The 14,741-nt window shown below is 61.4% G+C and carries 15 protein-coding genes; 9 read left to right on the top strand and 6 right to left on the bottom strand.

Annotated elements, in window-relative coordinates; genetic code table 11:
• The first annotated feature begins 66 nt into the window (after positions 1–66).
• Positions 67–1,707 carry a peptide ABC transporter substrate-binding protein gene (locus M2103_RS00085; protein WP_277507952.1) on the top strand — a complete coding sequence of 547 codons (1,641 nt, stop codon included), beginning with the start codon at positions 67–69 and terminating at the stop codon, positions 1,705–1,707.
• Positions 1,708–1,743: 36 nt separating this feature from the next.
• Positions 1,744–2,136, top strand: coding sequence for a VOC family protein (locus M2103_RS00080; protein ID WP_277507951.1), 393 nt, complete (start codon positions 1,744–1,746; stop codon positions 2,134–2,136).
• 43 nt (positions 2,137–2,179) lie between these two features.
• On the opposite strand, the gene M2103_RS00075 is transcribed toward M2103_RS00080, so the two are convergent.
• From M2103_RS00075 to M2103_RS00065, 3 genes are read right to left on the bottom strand one after another with little or no spacing between them, the layout of a single operon-like run.
• The gene (locus M2103_RS00075; protein ID WP_108823994.1) at positions 2,180–2,671 is read right to left on the bottom strand and encodes a hypothetical protein; all 492 of its coding nucleotides are present in this window, start codon (positions 2,669–2,671) and stop codon (positions 2,180–2,182) included.
• An 18-nt stretch (positions 2,672–2,689) separates the two neighbouring features.
• Positions 2,690–3,031: a hypothetical protein gene (locus M2103_RS00070; protein ID WP_277507950.1), complete on the bottom strand. Its 342-nt coding sequence runs from the start codon at positions 3,029–3,031 to the stop codon at positions 2,690–2,692.
• On the bottom strand, positions 3,028–3,624 hold the full coding sequence (locus M2103_RS00065; RefSeq protein ID WP_108823992.1) for an RNA polymerase sigma factor: 597 nt from the start codon (positions 3,622–3,624) through the stop codon (positions 3,028–3,030). Before M2103_RS00065 ends, M2103_RS00070 begins: the two co-directional genes overlap by 4 nt.
• Before the next feature lie 265 nt (positions 3,625–3,889).
• Between M2103_RS00065 and M2103_RS00060 the strand changes: the two genes are divergently transcribed.
• The 3 genes from M2103_RS00060 (at position 3,890) to thrC (ending at position 7,017) form a co-directional block, all read left to right on the top strand.
• Positions 3,890–5,104, top strand: a complete 1,215-nt coding sequence (locus M2103_RS00060) for an aspartate kinase (protein ID WP_277507949.1) — start codon at positions 3,890–3,892, stop codon at positions 5,102–5,104.
• A 73-nt stretch (positions 5,105–5,177) separates the two neighbouring features.
• Positions 5,178–5,573, top strand: a complete 396-nt coding sequence (locus M2103_RS00055) for a four helix bundle protein (RefSeq protein WP_108823990.1) — start codon at positions 5,178–5,180, stop codon at positions 5,571–5,573.
• Between the two features lie 76 nt (positions 5,574–5,649).
• Complete coding sequence (gene thrC / locus M2103_RS00050) at positions 5,650–7,017, top strand: threonine synthase (RefSeq protein ID WP_277507948.1); 1,368 nt, start codon at positions 5,650–5,652, stop codon at positions 7,015–7,017.
• Positions 7,018–7,179: 162 nt separating this feature from the next.
• On the opposite strand, the gene cimA is transcribed toward thrC, so the two are convergent.
• Entirely contained in the window at positions 7,180–8,751 is a 1,572-nt protein-coding gene (gene cimA, locus M2103_RS00045) for a citramalate synthase (protein WP_277507947.1), read from the bottom strand.
• A 119-nt stretch (positions 8,752–8,870) separates the two neighbouring features.
• Positions 8,871–9,101, bottom strand: a complete 231-nt coding sequence (rpmB, locus tag M2103_RS00040; RefSeq protein ID WP_277507946.1) for a 50S ribosomal protein L28 — start codon at positions 9,099–9,101, stop codon at positions 8,871–8,873.
• A gap of 199 nt (positions 9,102–9,300) precedes the next feature.
• Here rpmB and M2103_RS00035 point away from each other — a divergent pair, with 199 nt between their 5' ends.
• A complete protein-coding gene (locus M2103_RS00035; protein WP_277507945.1) occupies positions 9,301–10,080 on the top strand; it encodes a ribonuclease HII in 780 nt (259 codons plus the stop codon).
• The gene (locus tag M2103_RS00030; RefSeq protein WP_277507944.1) at positions 10,061–11,251 is read left to right on the top strand and encodes an ATP-binding protein; all 1,191 of its coding nucleotides are present in this window, start codon (positions 10,061–10,063) and stop codon (positions 11,249–11,251) included. The genes M2103_RS00035 and M2103_RS00030 overlap by 20 nt, the downstream gene beginning before the upstream one ends.
• A 77-nt stretch (positions 11,252–11,328) precedes the next feature.
• On the opposite strand, the gene M2103_RS00025 is transcribed toward M2103_RS00030, so the two are convergent.
• A complete protein-coding gene (locus M2103_RS00025) occupies positions 11,329–12,345 on the bottom strand; it encodes an IPT/TIG domain-containing protein (protein ID WP_277507943.1) in 1,017 nt (338 codons plus the stop codon).
• 56 nt (positions 12,346–12,401) lie between these two features.
• Here M2103_RS00025 and hemW point away from each other — a divergent pair, with 56 nt between their 5' ends.
• Both hemW and M2103_RS00015 read left to right on the top strand, forming a co-directional pair.
• Positions 12,402–13,646, top strand: coding sequence for a radical SAM family heme chaperone HemW (gene hemW / locus M2103_RS00020; RefSeq protein ID WP_277507942.1), 1,245 nt, complete (start codon positions 12,402–12,404; stop codon positions 13,644–13,646).
• A 37-nt stretch (positions 13,647–13,683) separates the two neighbouring features.
• Complete coding sequence (locus tag M2103_RS00015; RefSeq protein ID WP_277507941.1) at positions 13,684–14,730, top strand: M23 family metallopeptidase; 1,047 nt, start codon at positions 13,684–13,686, stop codon at positions 14,728–14,730.
• The last annotated feature ends 11 nt before the right edge of the window (positions 14,731–14,741 follow it).

Below are 14,741 nucleotides of genomic sequence, written 5' to 3'. Positions count from 1 at the left end.
TTCACCGCGAGCTCCGCGCTTGCGACGGCGCGGCTGATGGTATTGGGTGCGCGACAAACTGTTTCCATGGCTCATCGTATCTTTCAACGAATCTTTTGCGCGGCGGCGGCCCTCGGCGTTTTTGCGCTGGGCTCCTGTTTTCAGCGCGAGCGCGCCATCGACAGTGGAAATCGCGAGCAGGTTTTGCATCGAGGCGCGGGACCGGAGATCGCGACACTCGATCCGCACCTGGCGACGGGGACTTCGGAGTATAATATTTTGTCGGCACTGCTCGAGGGGCTTGTGACGGAGAATCCGGTTGACCTGTCCCCGGAGCCGGGCGTCGCGGAGAGCTGGAATGTCTCGCGGGACGGGTTGGCCTACACGTTTTTGCTGCGCGACAACGCGCGCTGGAGCAACGGCGACCCGGTGACGGCGGGTGATTTTGTGGCGTCGTTCAAGCGCATGCTTTCGCCGTCGCTCGCCGCGGATTACGCGCACTTTTTATACATCATCCAAAACGCGGAGGCGTATCACAAGGGGCACCTGGAGGATTTTGCGCAAGTGGGCGCGGTGGCGGTTAACGAGCGCACGCTGAAGATCACGCTGGAGCATCCGTGCGCGAATTTTTTGTCGATGCTCAATCACACCGCATTTTTCCCGGTGCACGCGCGCTCGATCGAGGCGCACGGCGCGCTTGCGGATCGCAAAACCGACTGGGCGAGACCGGGACGCTTTGTTGGGAACGGCGCGTTCGTCCTCAAGGAATGGCGGCACGGTCAGCGGATATCGGTCGAAAAATCGCCGACCTATTGGGATGCCGAAAATGTGCGGCTGAACGGGGTCGTGTTTTATTCGTTCGAGAGTCGCGATGCCGAGGAGCGCGCGTTTCGCGCGGGGCAGCTTCACCTGACCGAGGCGCTTTCCCCCTCGAAGATCGACGCGTATCGCCGCAATTCACCGGGGCTGTTGCGCGTCGATCCGTATTTGGGAACCGAGTTTTACCGAATCAACACGGAGCGTCCGTTCTTGAATGATGCGCGTGTGCGGCGCGCACTTTCGCTGGCGGTTGACCGCAAGCTCATCGCGGCGCAGATACTCCGCGGCGTGCAGTCGCCGGCATTCGAATTCGTGCCGCCGGACGCCCTTGCGCGCGCGGACGGAAAACCGGCCCCCGGCGCGTTGCGGCACGACGCAAACGCGGCGCGCGCCCTGCTCGCCGAGGCGGGTTATCCGGAGGGGAAGGGCGCTCCGCCGGTCGAGCTCCTTTTCAACACATCGGAGAGCCATCGCGCCGTGGCCGAGGCGGTGCAGGAAATGTGGCGGCGAGAGCTGGGGCTGAGCGTGACGCTCGTCAATCAGGAGAACAAGACCGTGCTCGGCGCGCGCCGGGCGCGCGATTACCAGGTGCTGCGCTCGGCGTGGATGGCCGACTATGCCGACGCGCTTTCGTTTCTCGAAGTGTGGGAATCGTCGAGCGGAAACAACCACACGGGCTGGAGCGACGCGGCTTTCGACCAGCTGCTTTACCAGGCGGCGCGCACCGCGGACAAGCAGGCGCGCGCGGTGTTGCTGCAAAAGGCGGAGGCGATTTTGCTGGGGCAGTCGCCGATGATTCCGCTCTATCATTATTCGCACGTTTTTTTGATCCGGCCTTCGGTCAGGAACTGGCATCCGACCCTGCTCGACCACCACCCTTACAAGGCGGTTTGGCTGGAGGCGGATTGATTTGCCCGGAAACTCTGTCTAACTACTCACGATATCATGAAAATCACCAAAATCGCATTCGTTGTTTTGCCCGTGTCCGACATCGCCCGCGCGAGAAAATTTTACGAGGATGCGCTTCATTTGCTGCCCGCCCGGATTTTTGAAAAGGACGGGCGTGGTTCGATTGACTACGACTTGGACTCGGGGCGCGTCACGATCAAGTGCGAGGGGCAGTTGCCCGTGGCAAACATGCCGCGAGTCACCGTGGCGTTCGAGGTGGACAATTTCAACGACGTCATCGCCTCGTTGCGCGCGCACGACACGACTTTCGTGACAATGCCCGCCGAGATTTCGGGCACTTATCAGGCCACGGTGAACGATCCAGACGGCAACAACATCGTCATTTACAAGCTCAAGGGATCCTCGAAGAAGGACTTTCTTGTGATCTGATCGAATTCGGGAGGGACGGCAATTCGGCGATCTTCGCGGCCGGTTACTTTTCCGGCGCGGCGGGGGCCGGAGGCTTCTCCCGATTCTTGTCCTTCTTGTTTTTCAAGTCGACGCGCTTCGGGTTCACGAGCGGGGATTCGCCGTGCCTGGCGCGTTGTTCCTTATACCAGCGCTGCCAGAGTCGTTCGTTCTCGCGATGGCGGGCGCGGATTTTGTCGTATTCCTCCACTTGTCCGGGCGTGAGGACGGCGCGAATGTCGTTGTGCAACTTGGCCGAGGCGTCGCGTTCGATTTGGCGCGAGGCCTGTTGTTTCTCCATGTAAACGGTGACGATGGCCTTGATCTGTTCGCGCTGTTCCGGCGTGGGGTCGAGGCGGTTGGTGATGCGCACCCATTGCTGGTTGCTGAGTTGCTGGGCGGCGGCTTTTCTTTGCACGGTCACGTTCACGTAACGCACGGCAAAGACACCGCCCGCGATGGCGCCGCAGAAAAAAATGCCGATCAGGGCAAATACGGTGATGATGGTTTTGTTCATTTCGAAATAGCCGGGTGCTCAGGGCTGGGCGGGGACTTCGGTGTTGTTCTCGACTTCAACGGCCTCGATGGACGTGCCCCCGAGGTCGCCTGCCGCCTTGTCGATGTTGCGCAGGATCGGGCCGAGGTTGATGGTCACACTGACAATGGCAAGCAGGCCGGCGACGCAGAGTCCGCGCAGCGTGAGCTTGGCCACGAAAAACGGCCCGGCGGAGGTTGGCGGCATGCTGAGCGCCCGTGCGGCGACGCGCGTGGCAAACCCATAGGGAGCCGGGATGTCGCTCACCTTTTCAAATTGCGAGCGCCGGGCGGCCTCCGTCAGTCGTTTCCATGCGGTTGTTCTCGGTGTGGCGGGATTCATGAGCGTTCCTCCTTTTTTAGTTCTTGAAAAAATTTCCTCAACTTGCGCCGCGCGCGGAAGGCGCGGACCTTGATGAGCGTGGTGTTCCAGCCGGTGAGCGCGCTGATTTCGGCGAGTGTTTTTTGCTCGAGATCGAGCAGTTGGATGACCATGCGATCCTCGGGCTTGAGCTGGTCGAGAAGCCGGTGGACGAGTTCGCGCGCGGCAAATGCGTCGCCCGCGGCCACATCGTTTTCGTTGGTGATGACGCTGTCCAGAACCTCCGCCTCCGTCTCGGAAAGGTCGGCCCAGCGAAACTCGGGGCGCCGTTTTTGGGCGCGCAGGTGGTCGATGCATGTCGTCACCGCGATGCGCGAAACCCAGTGCGAGAGCGGCATGGCTCCCTGGTATTGGCCGAGGCGCGTGAACATTTTCATGAACACCTCCTGTGCGAGATCCTCCTCCGGCACGCGGCGGGGAAGATGCGAGCGGACAATGCGGATGACCAGCGGGTAAAGGTGCTCGACCAGCTCGCGCGCGGCCTCCTGATCGCGCGCGCGCACCCGCTCCAGGCAGCGGGCGATGTCAAAGGGCGCGTCGGGGTCGGCAGGCATAAGTTGATCGAAACAGCATTCACAATGAACTGTGACGGTTTTTGCGAGCCGCAAGTTACTATTTTCATGAGATGTCGCGTCCGCGGGCGGGGTGTTGCGGAGCGCGGAACCAGTGGAGTGCGCATGCGCAATGGAGCGTTGCGCGCGCCTCCTCGCGTGCCAAACGGCACCCCGTCTCGCGTGCCAGCCTCAGCGCGGCTCGTTTTTCCTCTCGCCGGAAGGACAAAACTTGTTTTTTAGTCTCATCTTTCGTCCCTATTCCTACATGGCACGCATCGTCCAAAAATATGGCGGCACCTCAGTCGGTGACGTCGAACGCATCAAAAAAGTCGCGGAACGCGTCAAACTCACCCGCGACGATGGCAACGAAGTAGTCGTTGTCGTCTCAGCCCGTTCGGGCGTGACAAACGAGCTCATCGCGCGCGCCAAGTCCATCAGCGACCTTCCCAACGAGCGCGAAATGGACATGCTCCTCGCGGTTGGCGAACAGGAAACCATCGCGCTGACCGCGATGGCCCTGCACGCGCTCGGCGTGCCCGCGGTCAGCTTCACCGGCGCGCAGGCGGGCATCCTCACCAACGACGCGCACACACGCGCCAAGATACAGACCATCACGCCCAAGCAAATCGAGGACGCGCTCAAGCAGGGCAAGGTCGTCATCGTTGCCGGCTTTCAGGGCATCAACGCCGCGGGCCAGCTCACCACGCTCGGCCGCGGCGGCTCGGACCTCACCGCCATCGCGCTCGCCGCGCCGCTCAAGGCCGACAAATGCGAAATCTACACCGACGTTGACGGCGTTTACACGGCCGATCCGCGCATTGTGAAAACCGCGAAAAAAATCGACGAGATTTCCTACGACGAAATGCTCGAGCTCGCCTCGTCGGGCTCGAAGGTCATGCAAAGCCGCTCGGTCGAATTCGCCAAGAAATACGGCGTCGTTTTTGAAGTCCGCTCATCCTTTAACCACAACCCAGGAACAATCGTGAAAGAAGAAGTCTCGTATATGGAAAAAGTCGTCGTGCGCGGAGTCGCCGTCGACAAGGACCAGGCCAAGGTCACCGTCAGCAACATCGCCGACAAGCCCGGCTCCGCCGCCAAGGTGTTTCGCGCCCTGGCCGACGCGAATGTCATCGTTGACATGATCGTGCAGAACGTGGGCCGCAACGGCGTCGCCAACCTCTCCTTCACCGTTCCGCAGGTTGACTCCAATAAGGCGCAGCAAACGCTCGCCCCCGTGCTTGAGGAAATCGGCGGCGGCAACGTGACGATCCAGGAGGACATCGCCAAGTTGTCCGTTGTCGGAGTCGGCATGAAGACGCACAGCGGCGTGGCCGCGACGCTCTTCCAGACGCTCGCCGACGTGAACGTGAACATCGACATGATCACGACCTCCGAGATCAAGATATCCGTCGTCATCTCCAGCGAGCGCGTTGACGAAGCCGCCCGCATCGCGCACAAGGTCTTCGGACTCGACGCGTGAAGGGGAAGGCAAGAGGCCGGAAAGCCAGAAGACCAGAGAGCCAGAGGCCAGAATGCCCAAACATTGACAACCCATGGGATTGATTCGCCATTACACCGATTTGATTGTGTGGCAAAAGGCGTTCGATTTCGGGTGTCGCATATTTGAGTTATCCAGAAACTGGCCGCGCGAAGAACGTTACGCCCTGACCGATCAGGTTCGCCGGTCTGCGCGCTCGGTGAGTGGCAACATCTGTGAATCATGGGCCAAGCGACGCTACAGAGCTCATTTCATCAGCAAGCTTACCGATGCCGACGGCGAATTGCTGGAATCCGAAAACTGGCTCCGCTTCGCGCGCAGTCACGGATATATCAATCAACCTGAATTCGATGAACACGTGGAACTGGCTCGGGAAGTGGGCCGAATGCTGGGAAGCATGATTCGCAATCCCGAACCATTCCTATTGAGCGACGATGACAAACAGTCATAACATAATTTTCTAATTTCAATACTTCGTCTTCCGACCTCTGGCACTCTGGCCTCTGGTTTTCTGGCCTCTTCTTCTCATGCTCTATACATCCACACGCGGACAAACTCCGGCACTCTCATTTTCCGACGCCGTCGCCACCGGGCTCGCGCCGGACGGCGGTTTGTTCCTGCCGGAGACGCTGCCCGCGTTTGATGACGCGCAGCTCGTGCGCTTCGACGCGCTGAAAAACGACTACGCCGCGCTGTGCTTCGAGTTTCTGCGCCACTTCGCGACCGATATTCCGGAGGAGACACTGCGCGCGATCATTGCGAAATCCTACACCACCTTTTCCGTTCCCGAAATCGCGCCGCTCAAGCAGCTCTCGCCGGATCTGTTCGTGCTCGAACTTTTTCACGGCCCCACGCTCGCGTTCAAGGACTTTGCATTGCAAGTGCTCGGCAATCTCTACGAGCACCAATGCCGTGTGCGCGGCGAGTCGATCAACGTCCTCGGGGCGACATCCGGCGACACTGGCTCCGCCGCCATCCACGGACTTTTGGGCAAACCCGGCACCGCCATCTTCATCCTTTATCCCGACGGGCGCACCTCGCCGCTGCAGGAGCGCCAGATGGCCTGCACCGGCGCGGAAAACGTCTTCGCGCTCGCGATCGACGGCACTTTTGACGACGCGCAAAACGCGCTGAAGGATGTTTTCGGCGACCAGGACTTCCGCACGCGCTACCATTTGTCGGCGGTCAATTCGATTAACCTCGCCCGTGTGCTCGCTCAATGCGTTTATTATTTGTCCGCATGGCTGCGCCTGCCGGAGGGCGCGCGCGCCTCGGCGGAGTTTGTCGTGCCGACCGGCAATTTTGGAAATGTGCTCGCCGGCTGGATGCTCCAAAAAATGGGTGTGCCGATTCGCGGCTTCAAGGTCGCCACAAACCAGAACGACATTCTCCACCGCCTCTTCACGACCGGCGAATACAGCGTGGCGGATGTCCGCCCGAGCCTCGCGCCGTCGATGGACATCCAGGTGTCGTCGAACTTCGAGCGGTTCCTTTATTACAGCCTCGGGCGCGACACGGCCAGGGTGCGCGAGGTCATGAGCACGTTCAAGACGACCGGTCGCTACGTGTTCGAAAATTTCGACCGCGACACATTCAGCGCCTCGCGCTGCGACGACGCGGAAATCCCCGGCATCATCAAGCGTGTGTATCAGGATTTCGGATACATCGTCGACCCGCACACGGCATGCGCTTTCAAGGATCTCTCGCGCGACCGCGCCAGCGTGGTGCTCGCGACGGCGAGCCCGGCGAAATTCCCCGACACGATTCGCGAGGCCATCGGCATGGAACCGACCGATCCCGCGCTCGAAATTCTGAAAGCGCGCCCGCTGGTGAAGCACAAGATCAATGCCGATCCCGCCGCGATCAAGGCGTTCATCATGGCAAACGCGGTTTAGTCGCGTTTGATGTTTTATTCTTCGCGGTTCTCGGCGCGCTCACCGAGCGCGCCCCACCCGTTGAAGACCAAAATCAGATCATAGACAGTGCACCCCATTAGGTTGCACTCCCCATAGAAACCTACTGGTTTTTTAAGTTTGGGCCGGGTTGCGTTGCCGGGGTTATCCTTGCAGCAGTTTGTATTCGACCGAGTCGCGGAGGGCCTCCCAGCTGGCGTCGATGATATTGTCGCTCACGCCGACAGTGCCCCAGATGTTTCCCCGCTCGTCGTTTGTTTCGATGAGGACCCGGGTGCGCGCGGCGGCGTGCTGCTGGCTGTCGAGGATGCGCACTTTGTAGTCGGCCAGGGTGACAGTTTTCAGTTGGGGATAGACGGGTTCGAGCGCGTTGCGCAGGGCGCGGTCGAGCGCCGCCACCGGGCCATTGGCCTCGGAGACGGTGAGGTAGGTTTGTCCGTTGACCTTGATTTTGACGGTGGCCTCGGAGACGAGCTCGTCGTGACGGCGCTCGATGATAACGCGGTAGGCTTCGAGTTCAAAGGCGGGTTTGTAGTGGCCAAGGTTTTTTGCGATGAGGAGCTTGAGCGAGGCGTCGGCGGCCTCGTATTCGTAGCCTTCGAACTCGCGCGTCTTGAGTTGCTTGATGAGGTCGGCGATGGTGGGGGATTTTTCGTCGAATTCGTATCCGAGTTCGCGCGCCTTGGTGGCGATGCTGGTGCGTCCGGCCATGTCGGACACGAGGATGCGGGTGCGGTTTCCGACGAGCGATGGGTCGATGTGCTCGTAACTGGATTTGACCTTTTGCGCGGCGTTGGCGTGGAGACCGCCTTTGTGCGCGAAGGCCGAGGCGCCGACGTAGGGGGTCTTGGTGTCGGGGGGGAGATTGGCGAGTTCGTCGAAATAGAGCGAGAGTTCGCGCAGTTCCCCGAGCTTGGGCGCGCAGTGCGCGGTGCAGCCCATTTTCAGGAAGAGACTGGGGAGGACGGTGACGAGGTTGGCGTTGCCGGTGCGTTCGCCGTAGCCGTTGACGGTGCCTTGCACGAGGCGCGCGCCGGCGGCGATTCCGGATAGGGAGAGCGCAACGGCTAGGCCGGAGTCGTTGTGCGTGTGGATGCCGACTTTTTCGGCGCCGAATTCGCCGACTACGCGCGCGACGATTTTTTCAAAGTCGTGCGCGAGCGTGCCGCCGTTGGTATCGCAGAGGGTGATGTTGGACGCGCCGTTTTTGAGCGCGGTGGCGAGTGTGCTGAGCGCGTAGTCGGGGTTGACTTTGTAGCCGTCGAAAAAGTGCTCGGCATCGTAGACCACCTCGCGTCCCTGCGCGGTGAGGTAGGCGACGGAATCGCCGATCATGGCGAGGTTTTCCTCGAGGGTGGTGTTGAGGATTTCGGTGACATGGAGCGTCCACGTCTTGCCGACGATGGTCATGACGGGCATGCCGCTGTCGAGAAGCATGCGGAGCTGCGGGTCCGCGTCGGCCTTGGTATTGGCGCGGCGGGTGGAGCCGAAGGCGGCGAGGCGTGCGTGCTTGAGTTTGAGTTTTTGCGCCTCCTGAAAAAAGGTGATGTCGCGCGGGTTGGAGCCGGGGAAGCCGCCCTCGATGTAGTCCACGCCGAACTGGTCGAGTTTTTGCGCGATCAGGAGTTTGTCGGTGACCGAGAAGTTGATGCCTTCGCCCTGTGTGCCGTCGCGAAGGGTGGTGTCGTATATTCTGACCTGGGTGGGTGTGCTCATGGGAATGCGGAGTGTGAAGTTTGTGGTGTGCTGTTGGGGAGGGAGTGAGAAAAAACAAAAAGCCCGCGGCTTGATCCGCGGGCTTTTTGAAATGGGTGCGTGATACGAGGGCTCGCGGGTTAGACTTTTTCGACGAGACCGGCCTTAATCGCCTTCACGGAGACGAGAATGCGCTTGGTGCCGCCGTTTGCGGTCTTAATTCGAATTCGCTGAAGGTTCGGGCGGAATTTGCGGGGAGTGATGGTCGTCACGTGCGTGCCGATGCCTCCGCTCTTTTTGGACTGACCCTTGCGGTTAATGCGGCTGCCCTTGGTGGGACGTTTGCCTGTTATTGCACAAATTCTTGCCATGTTTCGATTAGATTGAAGTCGGCGAGGCAAAGCTGCCCGCGCGAGTCTGGCAAGGGAAATTTTGGAAAAAATGCATGATCCTTTTTGGAAGGAATATCGATGCGCGTGCGAAACGGGGCGGAGGTGGCGTGATTTTTTGCGCGGCAACGGCTAATCAGCGTGCTTGCACCATGGGCGGCGAGTCTTACAACCGGAACGCATGAAACGCCGCCAGCTGCGCGGCTACGACTTAAAACAGATCAACGGTTACGAAACCCTCATCGGTGTCGACGAGGCTGGCCGGGGCGCTCTCGCCGGGCCGGTTGTGGCCGCTGCCGTGCTCGTGACGCGCGAGTTTCTGACGAGCAACTGGGCCATGCGAAACGCGGGGCGCATCAACGATTCGAAGCAGCTCACCGCCGCCGGCCGCGAGGAGGCGTGGAACGACCTCGACAAGCTTGCCCGTGGCGGGCTCATCCACGCGCATCACGGTGTCGCGTCGGTGGACGAGATCGAGCACCTCGACATCCTCGGCGCCACAAAGCTCGCCATGCGGCGCGCGCTCGAGGGCATTTATCCGCCGGCGGCCTTTCGCCGCAGCAAGCCCGGCGAACCGGAATTATTTGCGGACATGGAAACGCACAGTCCGTTTTTTGGGCAAAAATTGTCGTGCCGCATCCTGGTCGACGGATTGCCGTTGAAAAGTTTTCCGTATCCGCACACGGGGGTTGTCGGCGGCGACGCGCGCTCGCTTTGCATCGCGATGGCGTCGATCATCGCGAAGGTGACGCGCGACCGCCTGATGACGGAGCTCGATGGCGAGCATCCGGGCTATGGTTTCGAGCAGCACAAGGGCTACGGCACCGAAATGCATCGCGCGGCGGTGCTGGAAAAGGGAAGCAGCCCGCAGCATCGCGCAAAATTCCTGCGCAAGCTGCTCGACCATCGCGAGGATCCGGGGCAATTATCGTTTTTCGAAAATGGCGGCCAAAACATATAAATCGCTCGATCATGTCCTGGGCAGGTTCGACAGCCTCGATCCCGCCAGCCGCGCCAGCCTCGTGCAGCGTCTCGCGCGGGAACGCCGCCTGCTCGAAAATATTTTCAACGTGCTCAAGGACGGCGTGATTCTGGTCGATGCCGACGGGCGCGTCGAGTATGCGAACCAGACCGCCGGCAAAATGCTCGGCCTGCGCGACGACCAGCTCGGCGACGTGGTGCTCTGGCGTTTTGTGCCGGGGCTGCGCCCGCCGATCATCGATGTGAGCGGGGACGCGCGCGACGACGCCGTGCAAGCGGCCCATGCGATGACGCGCGAGATCGAGCTGACCTATCCCGAGCCGCGCGTGCTGCGGCTTTACATGGTGCCGTTTTTCTCGGACGAAAACGGCGGGCGGCAGCAATATGCCGTGATCCTGGGCGACATCACCAACGAGCGCGAAAAGACGGAGCAGCGCATCGCGGACGAGCGCACGTCGTCGATCCGCCTGCTTGCCGCCGGCGTGGCGCACGAGCTCGGCAATCCGCTCAACTCCCTCACAATTCATCTGCAACTCATCGAACGGCGTTTGAAAAAACTCAAGGGCGCCGCCCAAAAGGATGCCGACGCGCTGGCCGAGTCGATTGGCGTTTGCCAGGAGGAGGTGAAGCGTCTCGACGGAATCATCACGAATTTTCTGGAGGCGGTGCACCCGCGTCCGCCGGATTTGTGCGAGACGCAGGTTAGCGAGGTGCTCGCCGACGTGCTGCATTTCCAGCGGCGCGAGCTGGAGGATCGCGGCATCACGGTCGAGGTCGAGGCGCCGGGCGACCTGCCCTTGGTGATGACGGATCGCAATCAGCTCAAGCAGGTGTTTTTTAACATCAACAAAAACGCGATGGAGGCGATGCAGCCCGGCGGCGTGTTGCGCGTCAAGGCGCGCGCGGACGACGACAATGTGTATTTGCTTTTTGGGGACACCGGCGCGGGCATCAAGCAGGCCGATCTCGCGAAGCTGTTCCAGCCGTATCACACGACCAAGCAGGGCGGGCACGGTCTCGGGTTGATGATTGTGCAGCGCATCATGCGCGAGCACGGCGGCCAGATCGGCGTCGAAAGCCGCGAGGGAGCGGGAACCGTGGTGACCTTGCAATTTCCAAGAAAAGACCGCCGTGTGCGGATGTTGAAGTAGGCGCGGCCTTTCATGAAAAACGCCCCGGAAAAATCCGGGGCGTTTGTGTAAAGGGAATCCGTTTTCGTGGGCGCGCGTCAGTTGAGCGGCTGGATGGTGACGGGGATTACGAGGGGTTTGTCGGCGCCGGGCATTTGCGCGTAGAGCTGGCCGGTGGCGGGGGTGCCGCCTTTGATGGTGACGCTGCCGACGTTGCTGCCGGGCTGCACGTAAACTTCGGGCATGATCACGCTTTCGGGGATGTCGGTCGTCACGTCGATGAGCATGGGCGCGCCTTGCACGACTTGCGGCGTGATGAACTTGAGGACGAGCGTCTGGGTCTCGCGAATTTTGATTTCCGAGGGGCTGACCGTGAGCGCGCCGCCTTGTTGCGCGGTTTGCGCGGGGGCGGTTGTCGCGGCCGGTTGCGGATCGTTGGGAATCACGGTTGCGGGTGCGCCTGAGTCCGCGCCGGGGTCGATTCGGAAGGTGCCGATCACAAGTTTGCCGGGGACGTCGCCGATCGAGACGGTGTAGTTTTGTTCGGCGGGAAGGTCGGGCACGTAGAAGCTGATTGAGTTTGCGGAGTCGTAGATGGATCGCGCGAGGCTGTCGTTGAAATAGACGTTGTCGTGGCTGGTGAAGCCGCGTCCGGTGATTGCGATTCGCGAGCCGGCGGGGCCGCGGTTGGAGCTGAGGCCGGCGGCGTCGCGCCCGACAATCGTGGCGACTTGCAACGGGCTGTAATCGGTGCGCGAGCGGAGGATGCCGATGTTGGAAACTTGATACTCGATGAGGAAGTAGTAGCGAAGCTCGGTCACGCCCGGGGGCGCCTGGAACTCGTATTCGTAGATGCCGGGGGTGTCGGGAATCATGGTCATCTTGTGGGCGTTGCCGTCGATGATGATCTTGGCGACGGTGCTGCCCTCGACGACGTTGGATGCCTGCGGTTTGATGCGCGCGGTGATCGTGTAGATTTGCGACGGGTTGGGCGGAAGTGCCGGAGCCGTCAGGTTGGTGATGGACGGCGTGCCGCACCCGGCCAGCACGAGGACGGCAAGGGCGCTGATGATGACAAAGAATGATCTCGCGTGAAAGGTGCGGTTGTTTTGCATGAGTGTTTTCCGGTTAAAAAACGACGCAAACGCAACACAAACATTCCCGCTTGGCAATGAGCGAAATTGACTCCCTTAAGAATACGGACGAGCCCGCGCGCCCTGAAAATCGCGCGCTCGGGTTGTATGTGCACGTGCCGTTTTGCGCGACACGATGCGATTTTTGCGCGTTTTACGAGGAAGCCCCGTCGGCGGAAAAGGTGCGCCGGTATCTGGACGGGGTTGCGCGCGAGGTGGATATCCTGACGGAGAACGGCGGGGTGGAAACCGGCGCTGGCAAAAAAACGCGCGCGGTGGACACGGTTTTTTGGGGCGGAGGGACGCCGGGGGTGCTCGCCGCGAAGGATATCCTGCGGCTGGGCGGAATCGCGAGCAGACTTTGGAAAGGGAGGGGCGCGCCGGAAGAGTGGTCGGTTGAGCTGGCGCCGGGGTCGGTGTCGGAGGCGCGGTTGGAGGCGTTGCGCGAGATTGGCGTGACGCGCGTTTCGCTTGGCGTGCAAAGCTTCCGCGCGGATTTGCTGGAGGCACTGGGGCGGCGTCACTCGCCGTCGCAGATTTATCGCGCCTACGAGCGGATTCGCGCGGCGGGGTTCAAGAATGTGAACCTGGACATGATGTTCGCTCTGCCGGGGCAGGAGGAGGCGGCGTGGCTTGCCGATGTGGGCGAGGCGCTCGCGCTCGGGCCGGATCATCTCTCGACGTATTGCCTGACCTTCGAGGAGGACACGGCGTTGTGGGTTAAGCTTTCGCAGGGCAAGGTGAAGCTGGACGCGGAGCGCGAGGCGCGTCTCTACGAGCGCACTTGGGCGGAGCTGGACGCGGCGGGGTTTCCCCAATACGAGATTTCCAACTTTGCGCGGCGCGGTTTCGAGTGTGTTCATAATTTGAACACCTGGCGCATGGAGGAATGGATCGGCCTTGGCCCGAGCGCGGCGTCACAGCACGCGGGCTGGCGCGGCGCGAATGCGCGCGATCTGGGAAAATGGCTGGCGGGCATGCGAGACGGCGCGCGCGTCACCGAGGATCGCGTGAGGATGACGCCGGCGTTGCTGGCGGAGGACGCGTTGATTTTCGGACTGCGCATGAACGAGGGTGTTGACGTGGGTGCGTTGCGCAAGAAAGCGGGCGCGGACGCCCTGAACTGGACGGCAGTCGACGCGCTTGTGGACCGGTTGACAAACGACGCGCTTGCAATAAACGACGAGGGCAGGTTGCGCCTGACATTGAAAGGCCGGCTCGTAGCCGATGCGATTGCCGCCGAAATGCTGGGCGCTCTGACGGAAGGGGCGGGCAGTGAGTAGCGGGTGGCGGGTGGGCACTCCCTGGATATTTATCACCATGGCTCTTTATTATAAATTATACATTATTCATTATAAATTAGCCGTTGCCGTGGCGGCGGCGCTGTTGTTCGCGGGCGCGGCGCGGGCGCAAACGGCGAGGCTCGACATGGCGTGGCCAACGCCGAACACGGCTTTCATGCGGGGCAGGGGAGTCGAGGCGTATATCCAGCCGACGGCGTCGGGCGTGGTCGCGTCGGGCTTGTATGGGGGCACGCGCAACGGCGGGCGGCGTTTTCACGAGGGGATTGACTTGAAGCCGACGCTGCGCGACACGCGGGGCGAGCCGCTCGACGCGGTTTTCGCGGTGCTGCCGGGCGTGGTGCGCCACCTCAACCTCATCCCCGGAAACAGCAACTACGGGCGCTACATTGTGATCGAGCATCCGGGCGTGTCGCCCGCGGTGTATTCGTTGTATGCGCACCTGAGCGCGGCGCAGCCGGGGTTGCGCGCGGGGGACGCGGTTGCGCGCGGGCAGCGCATCGCGACGATGGGGCGCAGCTCGGATGTGATCGCAATTCCGAAAAGCCGCGCGCATTTGCACTTCGAGCTTGGCGTGCGGCTGACTGACAATTTCCAGCCGTGGTATGACGCGCGGGATTTTGGCGGCAAAAACAAACACGGCGTCTGGAACGGAATGAACCTGATGGGGTTTGATCCGCTGGATTTTTTCAGCAAATGGCGGGCGGGTGAGGTTCCTGATTTTCGCGCGTATTTCTCGCGGATGAAACCGGCGGTGCGTGTGCGTTATGTCACGCGCGCGGTGCCCGATTTTACACGGCGCTATCCGGCGTTGCTGACCAAGCCGGTGCCGTCCGGCGGCGTGGGCGGCTGGGAGATTCTGTTTAACGAGACGGGGATTCCTTTCGCGTGGACACCGCTTGGCGAGACGGAGATTGCGGGCATCGCGGGCGAGGCGCGGATAACCTGGAAGGACGACGCGATTCTCAAGGCGTGGCGCTGCAAATCGCTTGTGCTTACCCAGCGCGGCGCGCCCGTGCCGGGGCGCGATCTTCGCGCGGTGCTGGGATTGCTTTTCGGGCAATGATGCCGTTTGCG

The sequence above is a fragment of the Ereboglobus sp. PH5-5 genome (genome assembly GCF_029504805.1).
GTDB lineage: Bacteria > Verrucomicrobiota > Verrucomicrobiia > Opitutales > Opitutaceae > Ereboglobus.
Note: the sequence above shows the minus strand (reverse complement) of the source record. Positions and strands in the feature narration are given on the sequence as shown.

Excerpts from the sequence above, each read along its gene's own strand:
- M2103_RS00065 (WP_108823992.1), bottom strand. The coding sequence starts at position 3,624 with ATGCCTGCCGACCCCGACGCGCCCTTTGACATCGCCCGCTGCCTGGAG.
- rpmB (WP_277507946.1), bottom strand. The coding sequence starts at position 9,101 with ATGGCAAGAATTTGTGCAATAACAGGCAAACGTCCCACCAAGGGCAGC.
- M2103_RS00015 (WP_277507941.1), top strand. The coding sequence starts at position 13,684 with ATGGCTCTTTATTATAAATTATACATTATTCATTATAAATTAGCCGTT.
- M2103_RS00035 (WP_277507945.1), top strand. The coding sequence starts at position 9,301 with ATGAAACGCCGCCAGCTGCGCGGCTACGACTTAAAACAGATCAACGGT.
- M2103_RS00070 (WP_277507950.1), bottom strand. The coding sequence starts at position 3,031 with ATGAATCCCGCCACACCGAGAACAACCGCATGGAAACGACTGACGGAG.
- M2103_RS00055 (WP_108823990.1), top strand. The coding sequence starts at position 5,178 with ATGGGATTGATTCGCCATTACACCGATTTGATTGTGTGGCAAAAGGCG.
- thrC (WP_277507948.1), top strand. The coding sequence starts at position 5,650 with ATGCTCTATACATCCACACGCGGACAAACTCCGGCACTCTCATTTTCC.
- M2103_RS00085 (WP_277507952.1), top strand. The coding sequence starts at position 67 with ATGGCTCATCGTATCTTTCAACGAATCTTTTGCGCGGCGGCGGCCCTC.
- cimA (WP_277507947.1), bottom strand. The coding sequence starts at position 8,751 with ATGAGCACACCCACCCAGGTCAGAATATACGACACCACCCTTCGCGAC.
- M2103_RS00060 (WP_277507949.1), top strand. The coding sequence starts at position 3,890 with ATGGCACGCATCGTCCAAAAATATGGCGGCACCTCAGTCGGTGACGTC.
- hemW (WP_277507942.1), top strand. The coding sequence starts at position 12,402 with ATGAGCGAAATTGACTCCCTTAAGAATACGGACGAGCCCGCGCGCCCT.
- M2103_RS00075 (WP_108823994.1), bottom strand. The coding sequence starts at position 2,671 with ATGAACAAAACCATCATCACCGTATTTGCCCTGATCGGCATTTTTTTC.
- M2103_RS00080 (WP_277507951.1), top strand. The coding sequence starts at position 1,744 with ATGAAAATCACCAAAATCGCATTCGTTGTTTTGCCCGTGTCCGACATC.
- M2103_RS00030 (WP_277507944.1), top strand. The coding sequence starts at position 10,061 with ATGGCGGCCAAAACATATAAATCGCTCGATCATGTCCTGGGCAGGTTC.
- M2103_RS00025 (WP_277507943.1), bottom strand. The coding sequence starts at position 12,345 with ATGCAAAACAACCGCACCTTTCACGCGAGATCATTCTTTGTCATCATC.